This window comes from Streptomyces sp. NPDC001480, assembly GCF_042894725.1.
GTDB lineage: Bacteria > Actinomycetota > Actinomycetes > Streptomycetales > Streptomycetaceae > Streptomyces.
Map to the genome: position 1 here is coordinate 46,864 of NZ_JBIAVX010000008.1, position 15,502 is coordinate 62,365.

General features: G+C 72.7%; 17 protein-coding genes. 3 read left to right on the top strand and 14 right to left on the bottom strand.

What is annotated here, in order from left to right:
* Positions 1 to 294 precede the first annotated feature (294 nt).
* Positions 295 to 924 carry an SCO3374 family protein gene (locus tag ACFY01_RS20580; RefSeq protein ID WP_390737157.1) on the top strand — a complete coding sequence of 210 codons (630 nt, stop codon included), beginning with the start codon at positions 295 to 297 and terminating at the stop codon, positions 922 to 924.
* On the opposite strand, the gene ACFY01_RS20585 is transcribed toward ACFY01_RS20580, so the two are convergent.
* From ACFY01_RS20585 to ACFY01_RS20630, 10 genes are all read right to left on the bottom strand, one after another.
* Positions 903 to 1,238: an Lsr2 family protein gene (locus tag ACFY01_RS20585; RefSeq protein WP_361446004.1), complete on the bottom strand. Its 336-nt coding sequence runs from the start codon at positions 1,236 to 1,238 to the stop codon at positions 903 to 905. The two genes, ACFY01_RS20580 and ACFY01_RS20585, sit on opposite strands and share 22 nt — an antisense overlap.
* 207 nt (positions 1,239 to 1,445) lie before the next feature.
* Complete coding sequence (locus ACFY01_RS20590) at positions 1,446 to 1,979, bottom strand: amino-acid N-acetyltransferase (RefSeq protein WP_390737158.1); 534 nt, start codon at positions 1,977 to 1,979, stop codon at positions 1,446 to 1,448.
* A gap of 9 nt (positions 1,980 to 1,988) precedes the next feature.
* The gene (locus ACFY01_RS20595) at positions 1,989 to 2,417 is read right to left on the bottom strand and encodes a BlaI/MecI/CopY family transcriptional regulator (RefSeq protein ID WP_390737493.1); all 429 of its coding nucleotides are present in this window, start codon (positions 2,415 to 2,417) and stop codon (positions 1,989 to 1,991) included.
* 143 nt (positions 2,418 to 2,560) lie between these two features.
* Entirely contained in the window at positions 2,561 to 2,740 is a 180-nt protein-coding gene (locus ACFY01_RS20600) for a hypothetical protein (protein WP_390737159.1), read from the bottom strand.
* 47 nt (positions 2,741 to 2,787) lie between these two features.
* Complete coding sequence (locus ACFY01_RS20605) at positions 2,788 to 3,396, bottom strand: hypothetical protein (RefSeq protein ID WP_390737160.1); 609 nt, start codon at positions 3,394 to 3,396, stop codon at positions 2,788 to 2,790.
* 92 nt (positions 3,397 to 3,488) lie between these two features.
* Positions 3,489 to 4,286: a type III pantothenate kinase gene (locus ACFY01_RS20610; RefSeq protein WP_361446019.1), complete on the bottom strand. Its 798-nt coding sequence runs from the start codon at positions 4,284 to 4,286 to the stop codon at positions 3,489 to 3,491.
* Positions 4,287 to 4,291: 5 nt separating this feature from the next.
* On the bottom strand, positions 4,292 to 5,278 hold the full coding sequence (gene nadC / locus ACFY01_RS20615; protein WP_390737161.1) for a carboxylating nicotinate-nucleotide diphosphorylase: 987 nt from the start codon (positions 5,276 to 5,278) through the stop codon (positions 4,292 to 4,294).
* Positions 5,279 to 5,283: 5 nt separating this feature from the next.
* Complete coding sequence (locus ACFY01_RS20620) at positions 5,284 to 7,017, bottom strand: L-aspartate oxidase (protein ID WP_390737162.1); 1,734 nt, start codon at positions 7,015 to 7,017, stop codon at positions 5,284 to 5,286.
* Positions 7,014 to 8,015, bottom strand: coding sequence for a pantoate--beta-alanine ligase (gene panC, locus ACFY01_RS20625; protein WP_390737163.1), 1,002 nt, complete (start codon positions 8,013 to 8,015; stop codon positions 7,014 to 7,016). Before panC ends, ACFY01_RS20620 begins: the two co-directional genes overlap by 4 nt.
* A gap of 70 nt (positions 8,016 to 8,085) precedes the next feature.
* Positions 8,086 to 9,069 (bottom strand): Rossmann-like and DUF2520 domain-containing protein, encoded by a 984-nt coding sequence (locus tag ACFY01_RS20630; RefSeq protein WP_390737164.1) that lies wholly within the window; start codon positions 9,067 to 9,069, stop codon positions 8,086 to 8,088.
* Between the two features lie 173 nt (positions 9,070 to 9,242).
* Between ACFY01_RS20630 and ACFY01_RS20635 the strand changes: the two genes are divergently transcribed.
* A complete protein-coding gene (locus ACFY01_RS20635) occupies positions 9,243 to 10,427 on the top strand; it encodes a threonine aldolase family protein (RefSeq protein ID WP_390737165.1) in 1,185 nt (394 codons plus the stop codon).
* A gap of 33 nt (positions 10,428 to 10,460) precedes the next feature.
* On the opposite strand, the gene ACFY01_RS20640 is transcribed toward ACFY01_RS20635, so the two are convergent.
* From ACFY01_RS20640 to ACFY01_RS20650, 3 genes are all read right to left on the bottom strand, one after another.
* Positions 10,461 to 11,093: an AAA family ATPase gene (locus tag ACFY01_RS20640; protein WP_390737166.1), complete on the bottom strand. Its 633-nt coding sequence runs from the start codon at positions 11,091 to 11,093 to the stop codon at positions 10,461 to 10,463.
* A 78-nt stretch (positions 11,094 to 11,171) separates the two neighbouring features.
* Positions 11,172 to 11,843 (bottom strand): response regulator, encoded by a 672-nt coding sequence (locus ACFY01_RS20645; RefSeq protein WP_390737167.1) that lies wholly within the window; start codon positions 11,841 to 11,843, stop codon positions 11,172 to 11,174.
* 107 nt (positions 11,844 to 11,950) lie between these two features.
* Positions 11,951 to 13,156 carry a sensor histidine kinase gene (locus tag ACFY01_RS20650; protein WP_390737168.1) on the bottom strand — a complete coding sequence of 402 codons (1,206 nt, stop codon included), beginning with the start codon at positions 13,154 to 13,156 and terminating at the stop codon, positions 11,951 to 11,953.
* Between the two features lie 118 nt (positions 13,157 to 13,274).
* Between ACFY01_RS20650 and ACFY01_RS20655 the strand changes: the two genes are divergently transcribed.
* The gene (locus tag ACFY01_RS20655; RefSeq protein ID WP_390737169.1) at positions 13,275 to 14,312 is read left to right on the top strand and encodes an SAM-dependent methyltransferase; all 1,038 of its coding nucleotides are present in this window, start codon (positions 13,275 to 13,277) and stop codon (positions 14,310 to 14,312) included.
* 15 nt (positions 14,313 to 14,327) lie between these two features.
* Here the strand turns inward: ACFY01_RS20655 and ACFY01_RS20660 are convergent, their stop codons facing one another.
* Entirely contained in the window at positions 14,328 to 15,497 is a 1,170-nt protein-coding gene (locus ACFY01_RS20660; protein WP_390737494.1) for an NADH-quinone oxidoreductase subunit D, read from the bottom strand.
* Positions 15,498 to 15,502 lie beyond the last annotated feature (5 nt).

Here is a 15,502-nt window from a genome sequence, read left to right on the forward strand (position 1 = left end):
ATCTGCTCCAACCCGATGGTGCGAGACGATGTTCCCGCAGGCCAGGCACTTACCCCTGTCGCCAGTACGCCGATGGCGAACGTGAGACAAGCCCGTCCTGCGCGTCGCCCCCTCCCACTAGGGATGTCTTACCCGTACGCGCTGACAGTCCATGCCGCGCGCACCGGTTCGCTCCGCTATGGGCGAACAACCTTGCGCCCCTCCGCGTCCCCGAGTGCCCCCGTTTCGGACACGGTGCGCAATGCCTCGTACACACAGCGTAACCCGGAGCCTGTTTCGGCGGTTTCTCTTGTCATGGTTGGCACTGCCCCCGTGGTCCCCATGGTCCCCCTCCCTCGTCGACCGCTCGACTCGAACGCCGGAATCCGGCACTGGTACGAGAACGATCTGGGGTGGGCCACGGTGCCGGGATCTCCGCCGCGGCTCGTCACCGGCCTGCGCTTCGACGTCCTGGACGTGCCGGCCGAGGCGGGCGTGGCCGCGCTCAGGCGCCTGGGGCCGGGCTCTCCGGTGGCCGTGCAGGGGGACCGGATGCGGCTGCTGGTGGCCGCGGGCAGCGCCGAGGAACTGCCGGGGCTGCTGGACTGGCTGGAGTGGGGCGCGCTGGCGCTGGATCTGGTGGCGCTGGGCGCGGACGGGCGCATGGATGCGCCGGCGCCCCCCGAGCGGGCTTCCACCGGAGTCCGACCGTTTCCCCCGGGCGGCTCCGGTGTTCCTGCCGTCCCGGCCGTCCTCCAGGGGGCCGCCGTGTGGCTGCGGCCCCCCGAGCCGGGGTGCGAGGTCGAGGCCTCGCTGCCGACGCTGTCGGCCTTGGGGGGCGGCGCGGGCGCCCCCGATCTCGTGCGACTGGTGGACACGGTGGCAACGCACTGTCACCGGGTCCGGCTGCGGCGCGTGTGCGCTCAGCCGTTGGCCTTCTCGTAGGCCTCGCGGATGGTCGCGGGAACACGGCCGCGGTCATTGACCTCGTAGCCGTTCTCCTTCGCCCAGGCGCGGATCTGCGCGGTGTCCTGGCTGCCGCCGGAAGCGGCACGGGCCTTTCCACGCCCACCCGCGGAACGGCCTCCGGTACGACGACCGCCCTTCACATAGGGCTCGAGAAGTCCGCGCAGGTTGTCCGCATTGGCAGTCGTGAGATCGATCTCGTACGTCTTGCCGTCCAGCGCGAACGTCACGGTCTCGTCCGCCTCGCCGCCGTCGAGGTCGTCGACAAGAAGGACCTGAACCTTCTGTGCCACCGGATTTCCTTTCATCGATAACGTTAGGGCCGGGGGTGTGCGGCGCCCGCCGTTTCGCCGACCCCCTGTTATATGCAGTACTGCGTTACGTCGGAAAGCAAACCGCTTTTGCCGGAAAAACACAAACCCCTGGGAGAGACTCAGGGGCCGCTGAAGACCGGAAACATGCGCGTTTCGGACATAGGGCGCGCGGGCAATGCCCGATGATCACAGATGCAGAAGCATCCGGCTGTTGCCCAAGGTGTTCGGTTTCACTCGTTCGAGACCGAGGAACTCCGCGACGCCCTCGTCATAGGAACGCAACAGCTCCGCGTAGACATCGGTGTCGACGGGTGTCTCCCCGATCTCGACGAAGCCGTGCTTCCCGAAGAAGTCCACTTCGAAGGTCAGACAGAAAACGCGGCGAACGCCGAGCCAGCGGGCGGTCTCAAGCAACTTCTCCAGCAACTGGTGACCCACGCCCACGCCCTTCAGGCCGGGCTTCACCGCGAGAGTGCGGACTTCCGCGAGGTCTTCCCACATCACGTGCAGTGCGCCGCAGCCGAGCACCTCGGCGTTGTCGTCGCGTTCGGCGACCCAGAACTCCTGGATGTCCTCGTAAAGCGTCACGGTCGCTTTGTCGAGCAGGATGCGCTCACGCACGTAGACGTCGAGGAGGCGGCGCACGGCCGGGACATCGCTGGTCCTCGCCCGCCGGACGGTGATGGCTTTTGCGGTGACTTCGGGGCGCTCTGCTGACATGAGCGGACGCTATCGCCCGCCGCGCTCCGGTACCGAGCCGGGGTTCTCGTCGCCGGTATCGGGGGAGGTATGCGGGGCCGTATCGGGGCCGGTATCCGCCGGGACGCTATCCGTGGGGCCCTGGACGATGCGTACGGCGTCCCTGAGGGCCCGGCGCTGTTCGTCGCTCATCATCCCGAAGAACGCGACGAGGGCGGCGGCCGGGTTGTCGCTCTGCGACCAGGCGTCGTTCATCAGTGCGGCGGCGTAGGCGGCCCGGGTGGAGACGGCCTCATATCGATAGGCCCGGCCTTCCGCCTCGCGGCGCACCCAGCCCTTCTGATGGAGATTGTCCAAAACGGTCATGACCGTGGTGTACGCGATGGACCGTTCTCGCTGAAGGTCTTCCAGGACTTCTCGAACGGTCACCGGGCGGTTCCACTTCCACACCCGCGTCATGACCGCGTCTTCGAGTTCTCCCAATGGCCGGGGCACACCTCAGAACAATAGTGGGAGATCCCGGCAATGGCGTGCCGGACGTGCACTTTCGACGCGAACGCGAACAAAAAGGGCGTACGCCGCGACCGGTCGTGCGGTCTTTCTCAGGCGTCGGTGCCGGCCGGGGCCTGGCGGGCACCCTCCGTGCGGGAGAGCGCGGCGTCGACGGCCGCGTCCTCCTTGGCCTTGGCGGCGCCGCCCTGGGTCTTCACGATCACCCTGACCACACCGATGAAGAAGACGGCCATGACGACCGGGGGTACGAGCGCGGAGACGTAGTCCATGCCTCCAGGGTAGCCACGGGGATCCGCCCGGACCGGCAGGGGTGCGCTCAGACCGCGGCGAGCCGCCTGGAGGGCTCCCCGGACGGCGGGGCCGGCTTGCGGCGCGGGAAGACCTCACCCGGCGTCGGAATGGGCCGCGGGGGACGCGGTGCGGCGGGCGTGACGGGCTCGGCGGGCTTCCGGGCGGGTTTCTGCGCGGGCTTCTCGGCGGGCTCGTCGGTACCGCCCTCACCCGATTCCGCGCACCGGCCCCCCGGGAGGCCCGACAGCGGCCTACGGCAGGCCGGTACGGTCGAGGCGCACCTCTCCAGCAGGGCCGCCGCGGCCGGATTCCCGCGCAGGGCCCGCAGCGCGGCCAGATCGTCGGGCGTCGGCCGGTGTCCCGCGCGCAGCGCCTCCCGAAGGAGCTCCAGGTAACCGGCGGCCGTACCGGGCAGCGCGGCCCGGTACCTGGCCAGGTCCGCCATCACGAAGGCGCGCAGCCTGGCCCCCTCGCGCATCGCCTCGTCGAGCGACTCGGCGAGCCGGAGGCACTCCTGCACGTCCTCGGCCGAGGCCGGGCCGGGATGAAGGGCAAGGGCGAGAGCGCGGCGGAGCACACGCAGCTCCTCCACGCCGAACGCCATGCCGCCGCGGGTTCCGTATGGCGTGGGCATACGCCGACGATACGAGCTAATCAGACAAATTCGACATAAGAGGCTGGTGTGGCGTGAGTGAGCCACCCGGGCGGAGGCGTACCCACGCGCGCTCACATACGCGAGACGTTCCGTTCGTACACCAGGCGCAGCCCCACCAACGTCAGCCACGGCTCGTGCTCGTCGATCACCGAGGACTCGCCCAGCACCATCGGCGCCAGCCCACCCGTCGCGATCACGGTCACCTCGTCCGGGTCGTCGGCCAGCTCCCGCGCCATGCGGCTCACCACGCCGTCGACCTGCCCGGCGAACCCGTACACGATGCCGGCCTGCATCGCCTCGACCGTGTTCTTGCCGATGACGCTGCGCGGCCGGGCCACCTCGATCTTGCGGAGCTGCGCGCCCTTGACGCCGAGCGCCTCGACCGAGATCTCGATACCGGGGGCGATGACCCCGCCGACGTACTCCCCGCGCGCGGACACCGCGTCGAAGGTCGTGGCCGTACCGAAGTCCACGACGATCGCCGGGCCGCCGTACAGCTCGACGGCGGCCACCGCGTTGATGATCCGGTCGGCGCCGACCTCCTTGGGGTTGTCGGTGAGGATCGGCACGCCGGTCTTCACCCCGGGCTCCACCAGCACCGCGGGCACGTCGCCGTAGTAGCGCCGCGTCACCTCACGCAGCTCGTGCAGCACCGACGGCACGGTCGCGCAGATCGCGATCCCGTCGATCCCGTCGCCCAGTTCGTCGCCGAGCAGCGGGTGCATGCCCATCAGGCCCTGGAGCAGCACCGCCAGCTCGTCCGCCGTCCGGCGCGCGTCCGTCGAGATCCGCCAGTGCTCGACGATGTCCTCACCGTCGAACAGGCCCAGGACGGTGTGCGTGTTGCCCACGTCGATCGTGAGGAGCATGGCAGCTACTCCGCCTCGCGCAGGTCCAGGCCGATGTCCAGGATCGGCGAGGAGTGGGTCAGGGCGCCCACGGCGAGGAAGTCGACGCCGGTCTCGGCGTACGCGCGGGCGTTGTCCAGCGTGAGCCGGCCCGACGCCTCCAGCAGCGCCCGCCCGTCGACGAGCGCGACGGCCTCCTCGCACTCCATCGGCGTGAAGTTGTCCAGCAGGATCAGGTCGGCGCCCGCGTCCAGGACCTCGCGCAGCTGGTGCAGGGTGTCGACCTCGACCTCGATCGCCAGCCCGGGGAAGGATTCCCGTACGGCCTTGAAGGCCTGCGCGACCCCGCCCGCGGCGACGACGTGGTTGTCCTTGACCAGGGCCGCGTCGGAGAGCGACATCCGGTGGTTGACGCCGCCGCCGCAGCGCACCGCGAACTTCTCCAGCGCCCGGAGCCCCGGCGTGGTCTTGCGGGTGTCCCGCACCTTGGCGCCGGTGCCCTCCAGCACGTCGGCCCACGCGCGCGTGGCGGTCGCGATGCCCGACAGGCGGCACAGGACGTTCAGCGCGCTGCGCTCGGCGGTCAGCAGGTCGCGGGTGCGCGTGGTGACCGACAGCAGTTTCTGCCCGGCCGCCACCCGGTCGCCGTCCTCGACGTGCCGCTCGACCTCGAACTCGTCCGTGCAGACCACGGAGACCACGGCCTCGGCGACCCTGAGGCCCGCGACCACGCCCGCCTCGCGCGCGGTGAAGTCGGCGGTGGCCACCGCGTCCTCGGGGATGGTCGCGACCGTCGTCACGTCCACACCGTGGGCGAGGTCCTCCTGGATGGCCACGTTGGCGACGTCCTCGACCTCGACGGGGTCGAGTCCGGCGTCGGCCAGGAGCTGCGCGAGCGCGGGGTCGAGCCCGCACTCCATGTACTCGTCGTATCCCTCGTCACCGCCCGCGCCGCAGGCGCAGCCGTCGCCGCAGCCGCCGGACGGGGCGAGGGGAAGGTCGGGGGTGCTCACGTGACTCACTGCTCCTGGGGACGCTGGTGCTGCCGGGTCGGGGGGAAGTCTGCGGTGTCGGTGGTGCGCACGGCCAGCGACCGGTCGGGATTCAGCCGTACGACGATGTGGCGGCGCCAGTTCGCGTCGTCGCGGTCGGCCCGGTCCTCGCGCCAGTGGCAGCCGCGGGTCTCCTCGCGCAGCCGCGCGGCGGCGACCAGGACGCGGGCCACGCACAGGAGGTTGGTGGCCTCCCAGGTGTCGACGCCGGGCTCGGCGGTCTTGCCGTTCTCGTCGAGGGCGTCGCGGGCCTCGGAGTGCAGCCGCTGGAGCTGCTCGGCGGCCTTGTCGAGGGACTCCGCCGAGCGCAGCACGCCCGCGCCCTCGGTCATGATCCGCTGGATCGCGAAGCGGGCCTCGGGGGCGAGCAGGGGGTGCGCCGGCCTCTCGGGGTCCGGGACGGGCTCGGGCACGCGCGCGTGAAGGCGCTCGGCCGCGTGGCCGGCCGCGATGTCGGCGGCGATGCGCTCGGCGTAGACCAGGCCCTCCAGGAGGGAGTTGGAGGCGAGCCGGTTGGCGCCGTGCACGCCGGTGCAGGCGACCTCGCCGCACGCGTAAAGGCCCGGGACGGTGGTCCGGCCGTGGGAGTCGGTGCGTACGCCCCCGGAGGCGTAGTGGGCGGCCGGGGCGATCGGGATGGGGTCGGTGACCGGGTCGATGCCGTTCGCGCGGCAGGCGGCCGTGATCGTCGGGAAGCGCTGCTCCCACATGTCGGCCCCGAAGTGCCGGGCGTCGAGGTACATGTGCTCGGCGCCCTGCTCCAGCATCCGCCGCAGGATGCCCTTGGCGACGATGTCCCGGGGCGCCAGCTCGGCCAGTTCGTGCTGCCCGACCATGAAGCGCACGCCGTCGCCGTCGACCAGGTGGGCGCCCTCGCCGCGCACCGCCTCGGAGACGAGCGGCTGCTGCCCCTCCGCCTCCGGGCCGAGGAACAGCACGGTCGGGTGGAACTGGAGGAACTCCAGGTCGGAGACCTCCGCGCCCGCGCGCAGCGCCAGCGCCACGCCGTCGCCGGTGGACACCGACGGGTTGGTGGTCGCGGAGAACACCTGGCCCATGCCGCCGGTCGCGAGGACCACCGCGGGGGCGTGCACGGCGCCCACGCCGTCGTGCTGGCCCTCGCCCATGACGTGCAGGGTGACACCGGCCGTACGGCCCTCGGCGTCGGTCAGCAGGTCCAGCACGAGCGCGTTCTCGATCGTGCGCACCCCGCGCGCGTGCACGGCCTCCACGAGCGCCCGGGAGACCTCGGCGCCGGTGGCGTCGCCGCCCGCGTGCGCGATCCGGCGGCGGTGGTGGCCGCCCTCGCGGGTGAGGTGGATGTCGCCCTCGTCGTCGGTGTCGAAGTGGGCGCCGGTGGAGATCAGCCGCCGTACGGCGCCGGGTCCCTCGGTGACGAGGATCCGTACGGCCTCCTCGTCGCACAGGCCCGCGCCCGCCACCAGGGTGTCGTCGAGGTGCTGTTCGGGGGTGTCGCCCTCGCCGAGGGCCGCGGCGATGCCGCCCTGGGCCCAGCGGGTGGAGCCGTCGTCGAGGCGGGCCTTGGTGACGACGACCGTGGTCAGTCCCGCCGCCTCGCAGCGCAGGGCCGCGGTGAGGCCGGCCACTCCGGAGCCGACGACGATGACGTCCGCGGAGATGGACCACCCGGGGGCGGGGGCGTGCAGTCGTATGCCTGTGCTGGTGCCTGTGCTGGTCACGAGGCGGCTCCGAGGGTTCCGAAGGTGAGGGGGATGTTGTCGATCAGCCGGGTCGAGCCGACCCGGGCGGCGACGGCGAGGACGGCCTCGCCGGTGAAGTCGTCGCCGATCTCGGTGAAGTCGGACGGGTCGACCAGCGCGAGGTAGTCCAGTTCGAGCGGCGGGTCGAGGCGGGCGGCCTCGTCGAGGACCTGGCGCGCCGCCGCGCGGACGGCCGCCGGGCCGCCCGGGGCCGCCTTGGCGACGGCGTGCGCGTCGGCCGCCGCGCGGGACTCCCCTATGGCACTGAGCGCCTCGGCACGCGCACGCGTGGCGGGCACCTCGCGGGCCCGCGCGAGCAGCGCCTCCTGGGCGACGTGCCGGTCGCGGCCCGCGAACAGAGCCAGGGACAGGGACAGGGCCGTGCGCCGCTCCCTGGGCGAGAGGTAGCGGTTGCGGCTGGACAGGGCCAGTCCGTCGTCCTCCCGCACGGTCGGTACGCCGACGATCTCCACGCCGAAGTTCAGGTCCCGCACCATGCGCCGGATCAGGGCCAGTTGCTGGGCGTCCTTCTGCCCGAACAGGGCCACGTCGGGGCGGGTGAGGTGCAGCAGCTTGGCGACGACCGTCAGCACGCCGTCGAAGTGCCCGGGGCGGGACCCGCCCTCCAGGCGCTCGCCCATCGGGCCCGCGGAGACGCGCACCTGGGGTTCGCCGCCCGGGTAGACCTCGTCCACGGCGGGGGCGAACACGGCGTCCGCGCCGGACTGCTCGGCGAGCTTGAGGTCGGCGTCGAGGGTGCGCGGGTAGCGGTCGAGGTCCTCGCCGGCGCCGAACTGGAGCGGGTTGACGAAGACGGTGACGACGACCTCGCCGTCCGGCCCGGCGATCTCGCGCGCGGTGCGGATCAGGGTGGCGTGGCCCTCGTGCAGGGCGCCCATGGTCATCACGACGGCGCGGCGGCCCCGGCGCACGCGCGCGTGCAGCTCGTCGGCGGTGCTCAGCAGGGCGGCGGTCATCGCAGGTCTCCGTTCCCGGGCACGCACGTCGCCGGGCGGCCCTCCGTCGCGGTCTTGAACCCGGCCCCGGTCATCGGCCGTCTCCCTCGGTGCCCTCGGTGCCGTCGGCGCCGCCGGATCCCCCGGTGCCGCCGGACCCCGCGGCGCCGGCCGTCCCGTCGGCGAGTACCCCCAGGAGGTCCTGAGCGAGTTCCGGCTTCAGCAGCCCGTGGGCGAGCGCACGGTCGGCGGTCGCGCGGGCCATCGCCAGATAGCCGGCGACGGCCTGCGGGGCGTGCGCCCGCAGCTCGGCGACGTGGGCGGCGACGGTGCCCGCGTCCCCGCGCGCGACGGGCCCGGTCAGCGCGGCGTCGCCGGAACGCAGGGCGTTGTCCAGGGCGGCGCCGAGCAGCGGGCCGAGCATCCGGTCGGGGGCCTCGACACCGGCCGTGCGCAGCAGCTCCATGGACTGGGCGACCAGCGTGACCAGGTGGTTCGCGCCCAGGGCGAGGGCCGTGTGGTAGAGCGCGCGGTTCTCCTCGGCGATCCACTCGGGCTCGCCGCCCATCTCGATCACGAGGGCCTCGGCGGCCAGCCGCAGTTCCTCGGGCGCGGTGACGCCGAAGGAGCAGCCGGCGAGCCGCTGGACGTCTACGGGCGTGCCGGTGAAGGTCATCGCCGGGTGCAGGGCCAGCGGCAGCGCGCCCGCGCGCAGGGCGGGTTCGAGCACCTTGGCGCCGTACCGCCCGGAGGTGTGCACGAGCAGCTGCCCCGGGCGTACGGCCCCCGTCTCGGCGAGGCCGGTGACGAGGCCGGGCAGAGTGTCGTCGGGCACGGTCAGCAGGACCAGGTCGGCGCGCTGGAGGACCTCGGCGGGCGGCACGACCGGCACGTCCGGCAGGAGCAGCGCGGCCCGCCGCAGGGAGGCGTCGGAGACGGCGGAGACGGCGACCGGGCGGTGCCCGGCGAGTTGGAGGGACGCGGCGAGCGCGGGACCCACACGGCCGGCGCCGATGACGCCGACGGTGAGCCGCGCGGGGCGGTCCTTGGAGTCTTGCTGGTGGACTGTGCTCACGCGACGACGGCCTTCCCGTTCCAGTCCGCTCTGGGTACCGGACGATTTCTCGTCATGTTAACGCTATCGGGTCGAGGGGCGGTCGGTTGTCCACAGGCTGTGGGTTTGCGCACACGGGCTCCGGGGCGGTAAATCCGGTGCCCGGCCGTGGCGGGAGGCGGCATGATCCGGGCATGAGCGATACGGCGGGGCAGGGCGTGGAACAGGGCGGCGCGAAGTCGGTGCAGGAGCGGTTGCGGGAGCGGCGCGCCGCCGTGTTCCGGAAATCCCCCCGGGTGCTGCAGCGCGGGGGTTTCCGGACCACGCTGGGGGAGCATCTGGCGCGGCTTCAGGAGGCGGCACCGCAGGTGTACGGCCTGGACGAGTGGCCGGACATGTACGGCAACGGGGTCGTGGCCGCCCTGGAGGAGCGGGTCGCCGCACTGCTGGGCACCGAGGCCGCCGCGTTCTTCCCGACCGGCACGATGGCCCAGCAGGTGGCCCTGCGCTGCTGGGCGGGCCGCACCGGCAACCCCACCGTCGCCCTGCACGCGACGGCGCATCCCGAGGTGCACGAACGGAACGCGTTCAGCGAGGTGAGCGGACTGCGTCCGGTCCGGGTGACCGACGAGCCCCGGCTCCCCACGGCCGCGGAGATACGCGACTTCGAGGAGCCCTTCGGGGCGCTGATGCTGGAGCTGCCCCTCAGGGACGTCGGTTTCGTACTGCCGACCTGGGAAGAGCTCACCGAGGTCGTGGCGGCGGCCCGGGAGCGCGACGCGGTGGTGCACTTCGACGGCGCGCGCCTGTGGGAGACCACCGTCCACTTCGACCGCTCCCTGGACGAGATCGCCGGGCTCGCCGACAGCGTCTACGTGTCGTTCTACAAGTCCCTGGACGGCTTCGGCGGCGCCGCGCTGGCCGGTCCGAGGACTCTGGTGGAGGAGGCGAAGACCTGGCGGCACCGGTACGGCGGCATGGTGTTCCAGCAGTTCCCCACCGCCCTGTCGGCGCTGGTCGGGCTGGAGCGGGAGCTGCCCCGGCTGCCGGAGTACGTGCGGCACGCGCGCGTGGTGGCCGCGGCGCTGCGCGAGGGGTTCGCCGCCGCCGGGGTGCCCTGGGCGCGCGTGAACCCCGAGGAGCCGCACACGCACCAGTTCCAGGTGTGGCTGCCGTACGACCCCGACGTGGCGGCGGAGGCGGCGGTGCGGCAGGCCGAGGAGACGGGGACGCTGCTGTTCCCGATCGGCTGGATGCGCGGCGGGCCGGGGCTGAGCTTCACCGAGATCACCGTCCAGTCCGACGGCCTGGGGTGGACGGCGGCCGACGTGAAGGCGGCGGTCGCGGACTTCGCGGCCCGGCTGCCGGCGGCGAAGTAGCCGCGGGACACGGGGTGCGTGGGGGCGGCGGCCTCAGTCGAACCGGATGTGCCGCAGCCCCACGCCCACCTGCCTCATCCGGGTCCGCAGCGGGCCCTCGTGGTTGGGGCGCAGGGTGAGGCCGGCCAGGCCGGCGATGCGGTCCGCGGTTTCGGGGACGCCGGTGTGGTCCGTCCACAGGTGCTCGGCGAACTCCGGTTCGCGCAGCCGCTCCAGGCAGTGGTCGAGCCGGCTCACCGCCCAGGTCTCCCTGCCCAGCCCGGAGTTCTTCCCGCCGGCGAACTGAAGGAGATGCCCGAAACCGCGTTCGCGCAGCCGTTTCAGCACGGTCCGGCGTTCGGCGAGCAACGTGAAGTGCCGTACGTCATGGCCGAGTTCGCGCAGGCGGCCGACGGTCTCGGCGAAGTGACCGGAGTCGGTGACCGTCATGGGGGCGATGACCACGCCGTCGTGTTCGGTCAGGGCGAGGTCGAGCACCTCGACGACGCCCTGCCGCCAGGACCTCAGGTCCTGGAAGTCTCCGCGGAGGCCGGGCGGAAGCATGCGGTGCAGGCCGAACCCGGCGTGCTCGGGGTCGCAGATGACGCTGCCGGGCAGACGGCGCCGTATCTCGTGCGCGGTCTGTGTCTTGCCGCCGCCGAAAGGGCCGTTGATCCACAGAAGCATGCGCCGACCCTACCGACCGCCCGGCCGGGGCCCCGGGCGCGCGGCCCCCTGCCCGTGCCGGGCCACGGCGGCGCCGTGTCAGCCGTGCCCGCCGGCCCGGACGAGCCCCGTCTCGTAGGCCAGGACCACCACCTGCACCCGGTCCCTGAGGCCCAGTTTGGTCAGGATGCGGCCCACATGGGTCTTCACCGTCGCCTCGGACAGCACCAGCCGGGCGGCGATCTCGCCGTTCGACAGACCCTGGGCGACCAGCACCATGACCTCGCGTTCGCGGTCGGTGAGCCGCTCCAGTTCCCTGTGCTGCGGCTCCTTGCCCGCAGAAGGCAGCATGGGCGCGAAGCGGTCCAGCAGCCGGCGGGTGGTGGACGGCGCCACGACGGCGTCGCCGCTGTGCACGGAGCGGATGGCGGCCAGCAGGTCGCCGGGCGGCACATCCTTGAGCATGAAGCCGGAGGCGCCCGCCTTGAGCCCGGAGAACGCGTACTCGTCGAGGTCGAAGGTGGTCAGGATCAGCACCTTCGGCGGGTCGGGCTCCAGGCAGACGCGGCGGGTGGTCTCCACGCCGTCCAGCTTCGGCATGCGTACGTCCATCAGGATCACGTCGACCGAGGTGGAGCGCAGCACCTGGAGGGCCTCGACGCCGTCGCCCGCCTCCGCGACGACCTCCATGTCCGGCTGGGCTGCGAGCACCATCCGGAACCCGGTGCGCAGCAGCACCTGGTCGTCGACGAGCATCACGCGGATCGTCATCGGGGCCTCTTCCGTTCTTCAGCAGAAGTCGTTCTTCGGCGGGGGTCGTGGGGGCGGGTGTGTCACGCGCGGGCGTGACAGGTGTCAACGCGGGGCGTGCGTCGGCGTCAATGCGCCGCTTTGAGGGGCAGCAGGACGCTGATACGGAAGCCTCCACCGGGGCGCGGGCCCGCGTCCAGGGTGCCGCCGACCATACCGACCCGCTCCCGCATGCCGATGAGGCCGTGGCCCTGGCCGTCGGCGCCGCCCTCCTCGTACAGCTCGTGCGGGGCGCCCTTGCCGTCGTCCTCGACGAGCAGCCCGAGCCCGTCGTCGAAGTAGACCAGCCGCACGCTGGCGCCCGCGTTGGGCCCGCCGTGCTTGCGGGTGTTGGTCAGCGCCTCCTGCACGATCCGGTACGCGGTGAGCTCGACGCCGCTGGGCAGCGGGCGCGGGGTGCCCTCCACCTTGAAGTCGACGGGCAGCCCGGAGGTGCGGCACTGCTCGACCAGGTCGTCGATCTGCTCGACGTCGGGCTGCGGGACGTACTCGCCGCCCTCCTGGTGCTCGCCGGTGCGCAGCACGCCCAGCAGGCGGCGCATCTCGGCGAGGGCCTGGCGGCCGGTGGAGGAGATCGTCTCCAGGGCCTTCTTCGCCTGGTCGGGCGCGGAGTCCAGGACGTAGGCGGCGCCGTCGGCCTGCACCACCATCACCGACACGTTGTGCGCGACGACGTCGTGCAGCTCGCGCGCGATGCGGGCGCGTTCGGCGGCGACCGCGACCTTGGACTGCGCCTCGCGCTCCTTCTCCAGGCGTGCGGCGCGTTCCTCCAGCTGCGCGAAGTAGGCACGGCGGGTGCGCATCGAGTCGCCGAGCACCCAGGCGAGGGCGAACGGCACCGTCTGGAACACCACGACCGCGACGCGGGACAGGCCGGCGGGCTCGTCGGCCGGCCAGCGGATCTGCGCCAGGGTCGCCGCGCACAGGCTGATGCCCAGGGCGAGCCGCGAGGCCCAGCGGGCGCCGACGGTGGCGACCGTGTAGGTGATCACCAGCATGGCGAAGTCCGCGACGGTCGTCTCGACGTCCAGGATCAGCTGGGCGAGACCGCACGCGGCGGCCAGCAGCAGCATCGGCTCCGGATAGAGGCGGCGCAGCGCGACCACCAGGCACAGGACGGCGGAGACGGCCAGCCCGGCGGCGAGGGGCATGTGGTGGCCCGGCACCCCGTTGGCGCCGGTCACGCCCACGCAGGAGATCCCGAACAGGACGACGGCCCAGAAGGTGTCGACCCACGTCGGGTGCCTGCGGAGGAAGTCATAGAGGCGCTGCACGTAACCCAGCGTAGGGAAGCGTGAAGTGTGCGGGGGTCAACCGGAGGGCCGATCCGTTCCCGACCGGCATACTCCGCAAGGTGGAGGACGTGATCGCCCGTGCGCCTAGTCTGTCCCGGTGAGGGATGAGAACTCCGGGGAGTGGCGGGGCTGGCGGGCGGCCACCGAGGCGGCCCTGTACGGGCCCGGCGGCTTCTACCGGCGGCCCGAGGGACCGGCCGGGCACTTCCGGACCTCCGTCCACGCGTCGCCGCTGTTCGCGCGGGCGGTGGCGCGGCTGCTGTGCCGGGTGGACGGGGCGCTGGGGCGGCTGGGGACGCTGGACTTCGTCGACCTGGGGGCCGGGCGGGGCGAGCTGGTCGCGGGTGTGCTGGCCGCGCTGCCGCCCGAGGTGGCCTCCCGCGCGCGTGGGTACGCCGTCGAGCTGGCCGACCGCCCGGCCGGGCTCGACGAGCGGATCACCTGGCTGAGCGAACCGCCCGGGGGGATCCGCGGGCTGCTGTTCGCCAACGAGTGGCTGGATAACGTGCCCGTGGAGGTCGCGGAGGTTGACCCGGCGGGCGTGCCCCGGCGGGTGCTCGTGCGGGAGGACGGCAGCGAGCGGCTCGGGGAGCCGGTGTCGGGGGTGGAGGCCGAGTGGCTGGCGCGGTGGTGGCCGCTGCCGCCCGAGGAGGGGCTGCGGGCGGAGATCGGGCTGCCCAGGGACACCGCCTGGGCGTCGGCCGTCGCGCGGGTCGAGCGGGGGCTGGCGGTCGCCGTGGACTACGCGCACACGGCGGCCACGCGTCCGCTCTTCGGGACGCTCACCGGTTTCCGGGAGGGGCGCGAGACGGCGCCCGTGCCGGACGGGTCGTGCGACATCACCGCGCATGTGGCCCTGGACGCGTGCGCGGCGCACCCCACGGCGCGCGCACTCCCCGACGCGCATCTGCTGGTCCAGCGCGACGCCCTGCGCGCCCTGGGCCTCACGGGCGCACGCCCCCCGCTCACGCTGGCGTCCACCGATCCGGCGGAGTACGTACGCGCCCTCGCGGGCGCCGGTGAGGCCGCCGAGCTGACCGCGCCGGGCGGCCTCGGGGACTTCGGGTGGCTGCTCCAGCCGGTCGGGATCACGGACGTACCGGGCCTGCTCCCGGACGGACCGGACCTATTTTGACCTACCCGTTTTGACCTATTTGTCAATGTCTCCGACCACGAAGAACATCGAGCCCAGGATCGCCACCATGTCCGCCACCAGCGTCCCCGGCAGCAGCTCGGTCAGCACCTGGATGTTGTTGTACGAGGCCGAGCGCAGCTTCAGCCGGTACGGGGTCTTCTCACCCTTGCTGACCAGGTAGTAGCCGTTGATGCCGAGCGGGTTCTCGGTCCACGCGTACGTGTGGCCCTCGGGCGCCTTCAGGACCTTCGGCAGCCGCTGGTTGATCGGGCCGGGCGGCAGCTCCGCGAGCCGGTCCAGGCAGGCGTCGGCCAGGTCCAGCGCGTTGTGGGTCTGCGCCAGGAGGCACTCGAAACGGGCCAGGCAGTCGCCTTCCCGCCGGGTGACGACCTCCAGGACGTCCTGGAGCTCCCCGTAAGCCAGGTACGGCTCGTCGCGGCGCAGGTCGAAGTCGACGCCCGAGGCGCGCGCGATGGGCCCGCTCACGCCGTAGGCGTGCACGGCCTCCGGCGAGAGCGTCCCCACGTCCCGGGTGCGCCCCCGGAAGATCTCGTTGCCGAGCACCAGGTCGTCGAAGACGTCCATGCGCGAGCGGACGGCGGCGACGGCGGCACGCGCGCGTGCCGCCCAGCCGGCCGGCAGGTCCTCCTTGAGGCCGCCGACGCGGTTGAACATGTAGTGCATGCGCCCGCCGGAGACCTCCTCCATGACGTTCTGGAGCACCTCGCGCTCCCGGAACGCGTAGAAGACCGGCGTGATGCCGCCGAGCTCCAGCGGGTAGGAGCCGAGGAACATCAGGTGGTTCAGCACCCGGTTCAGCTCGGCCAGCAGGGTCCGCGTCCACACCGCGCGCCCGGGGACCTCCATGCCGAGCATCCGCTCGACGGCGAGCACCACGCCCAGCTCGTTGGAGAAGGCCGACAGCCAGTCGTGGCGGTTGGCGAGCATGATGATCTGGCGGTAGTCGCGCGCCTCGAAGAGTTTCTCCGCGCCGCGGTGCATGTAGCCGATCACCGGTTCCGCGTGCACGATGCGCTCGCCGTCCAGCACCAGCTTGAGCCGCAGCACGCCGTGCGTGGACGGGTGCTGGGGGCCGATGTTCAGCACCATGTCGGTGCTCTCCGCGGCGCCGCCGATCCCGACCGTGGTCTCCGTCGCGGGGGCCGCGGGGGTCGCTGGGGTCATGGACG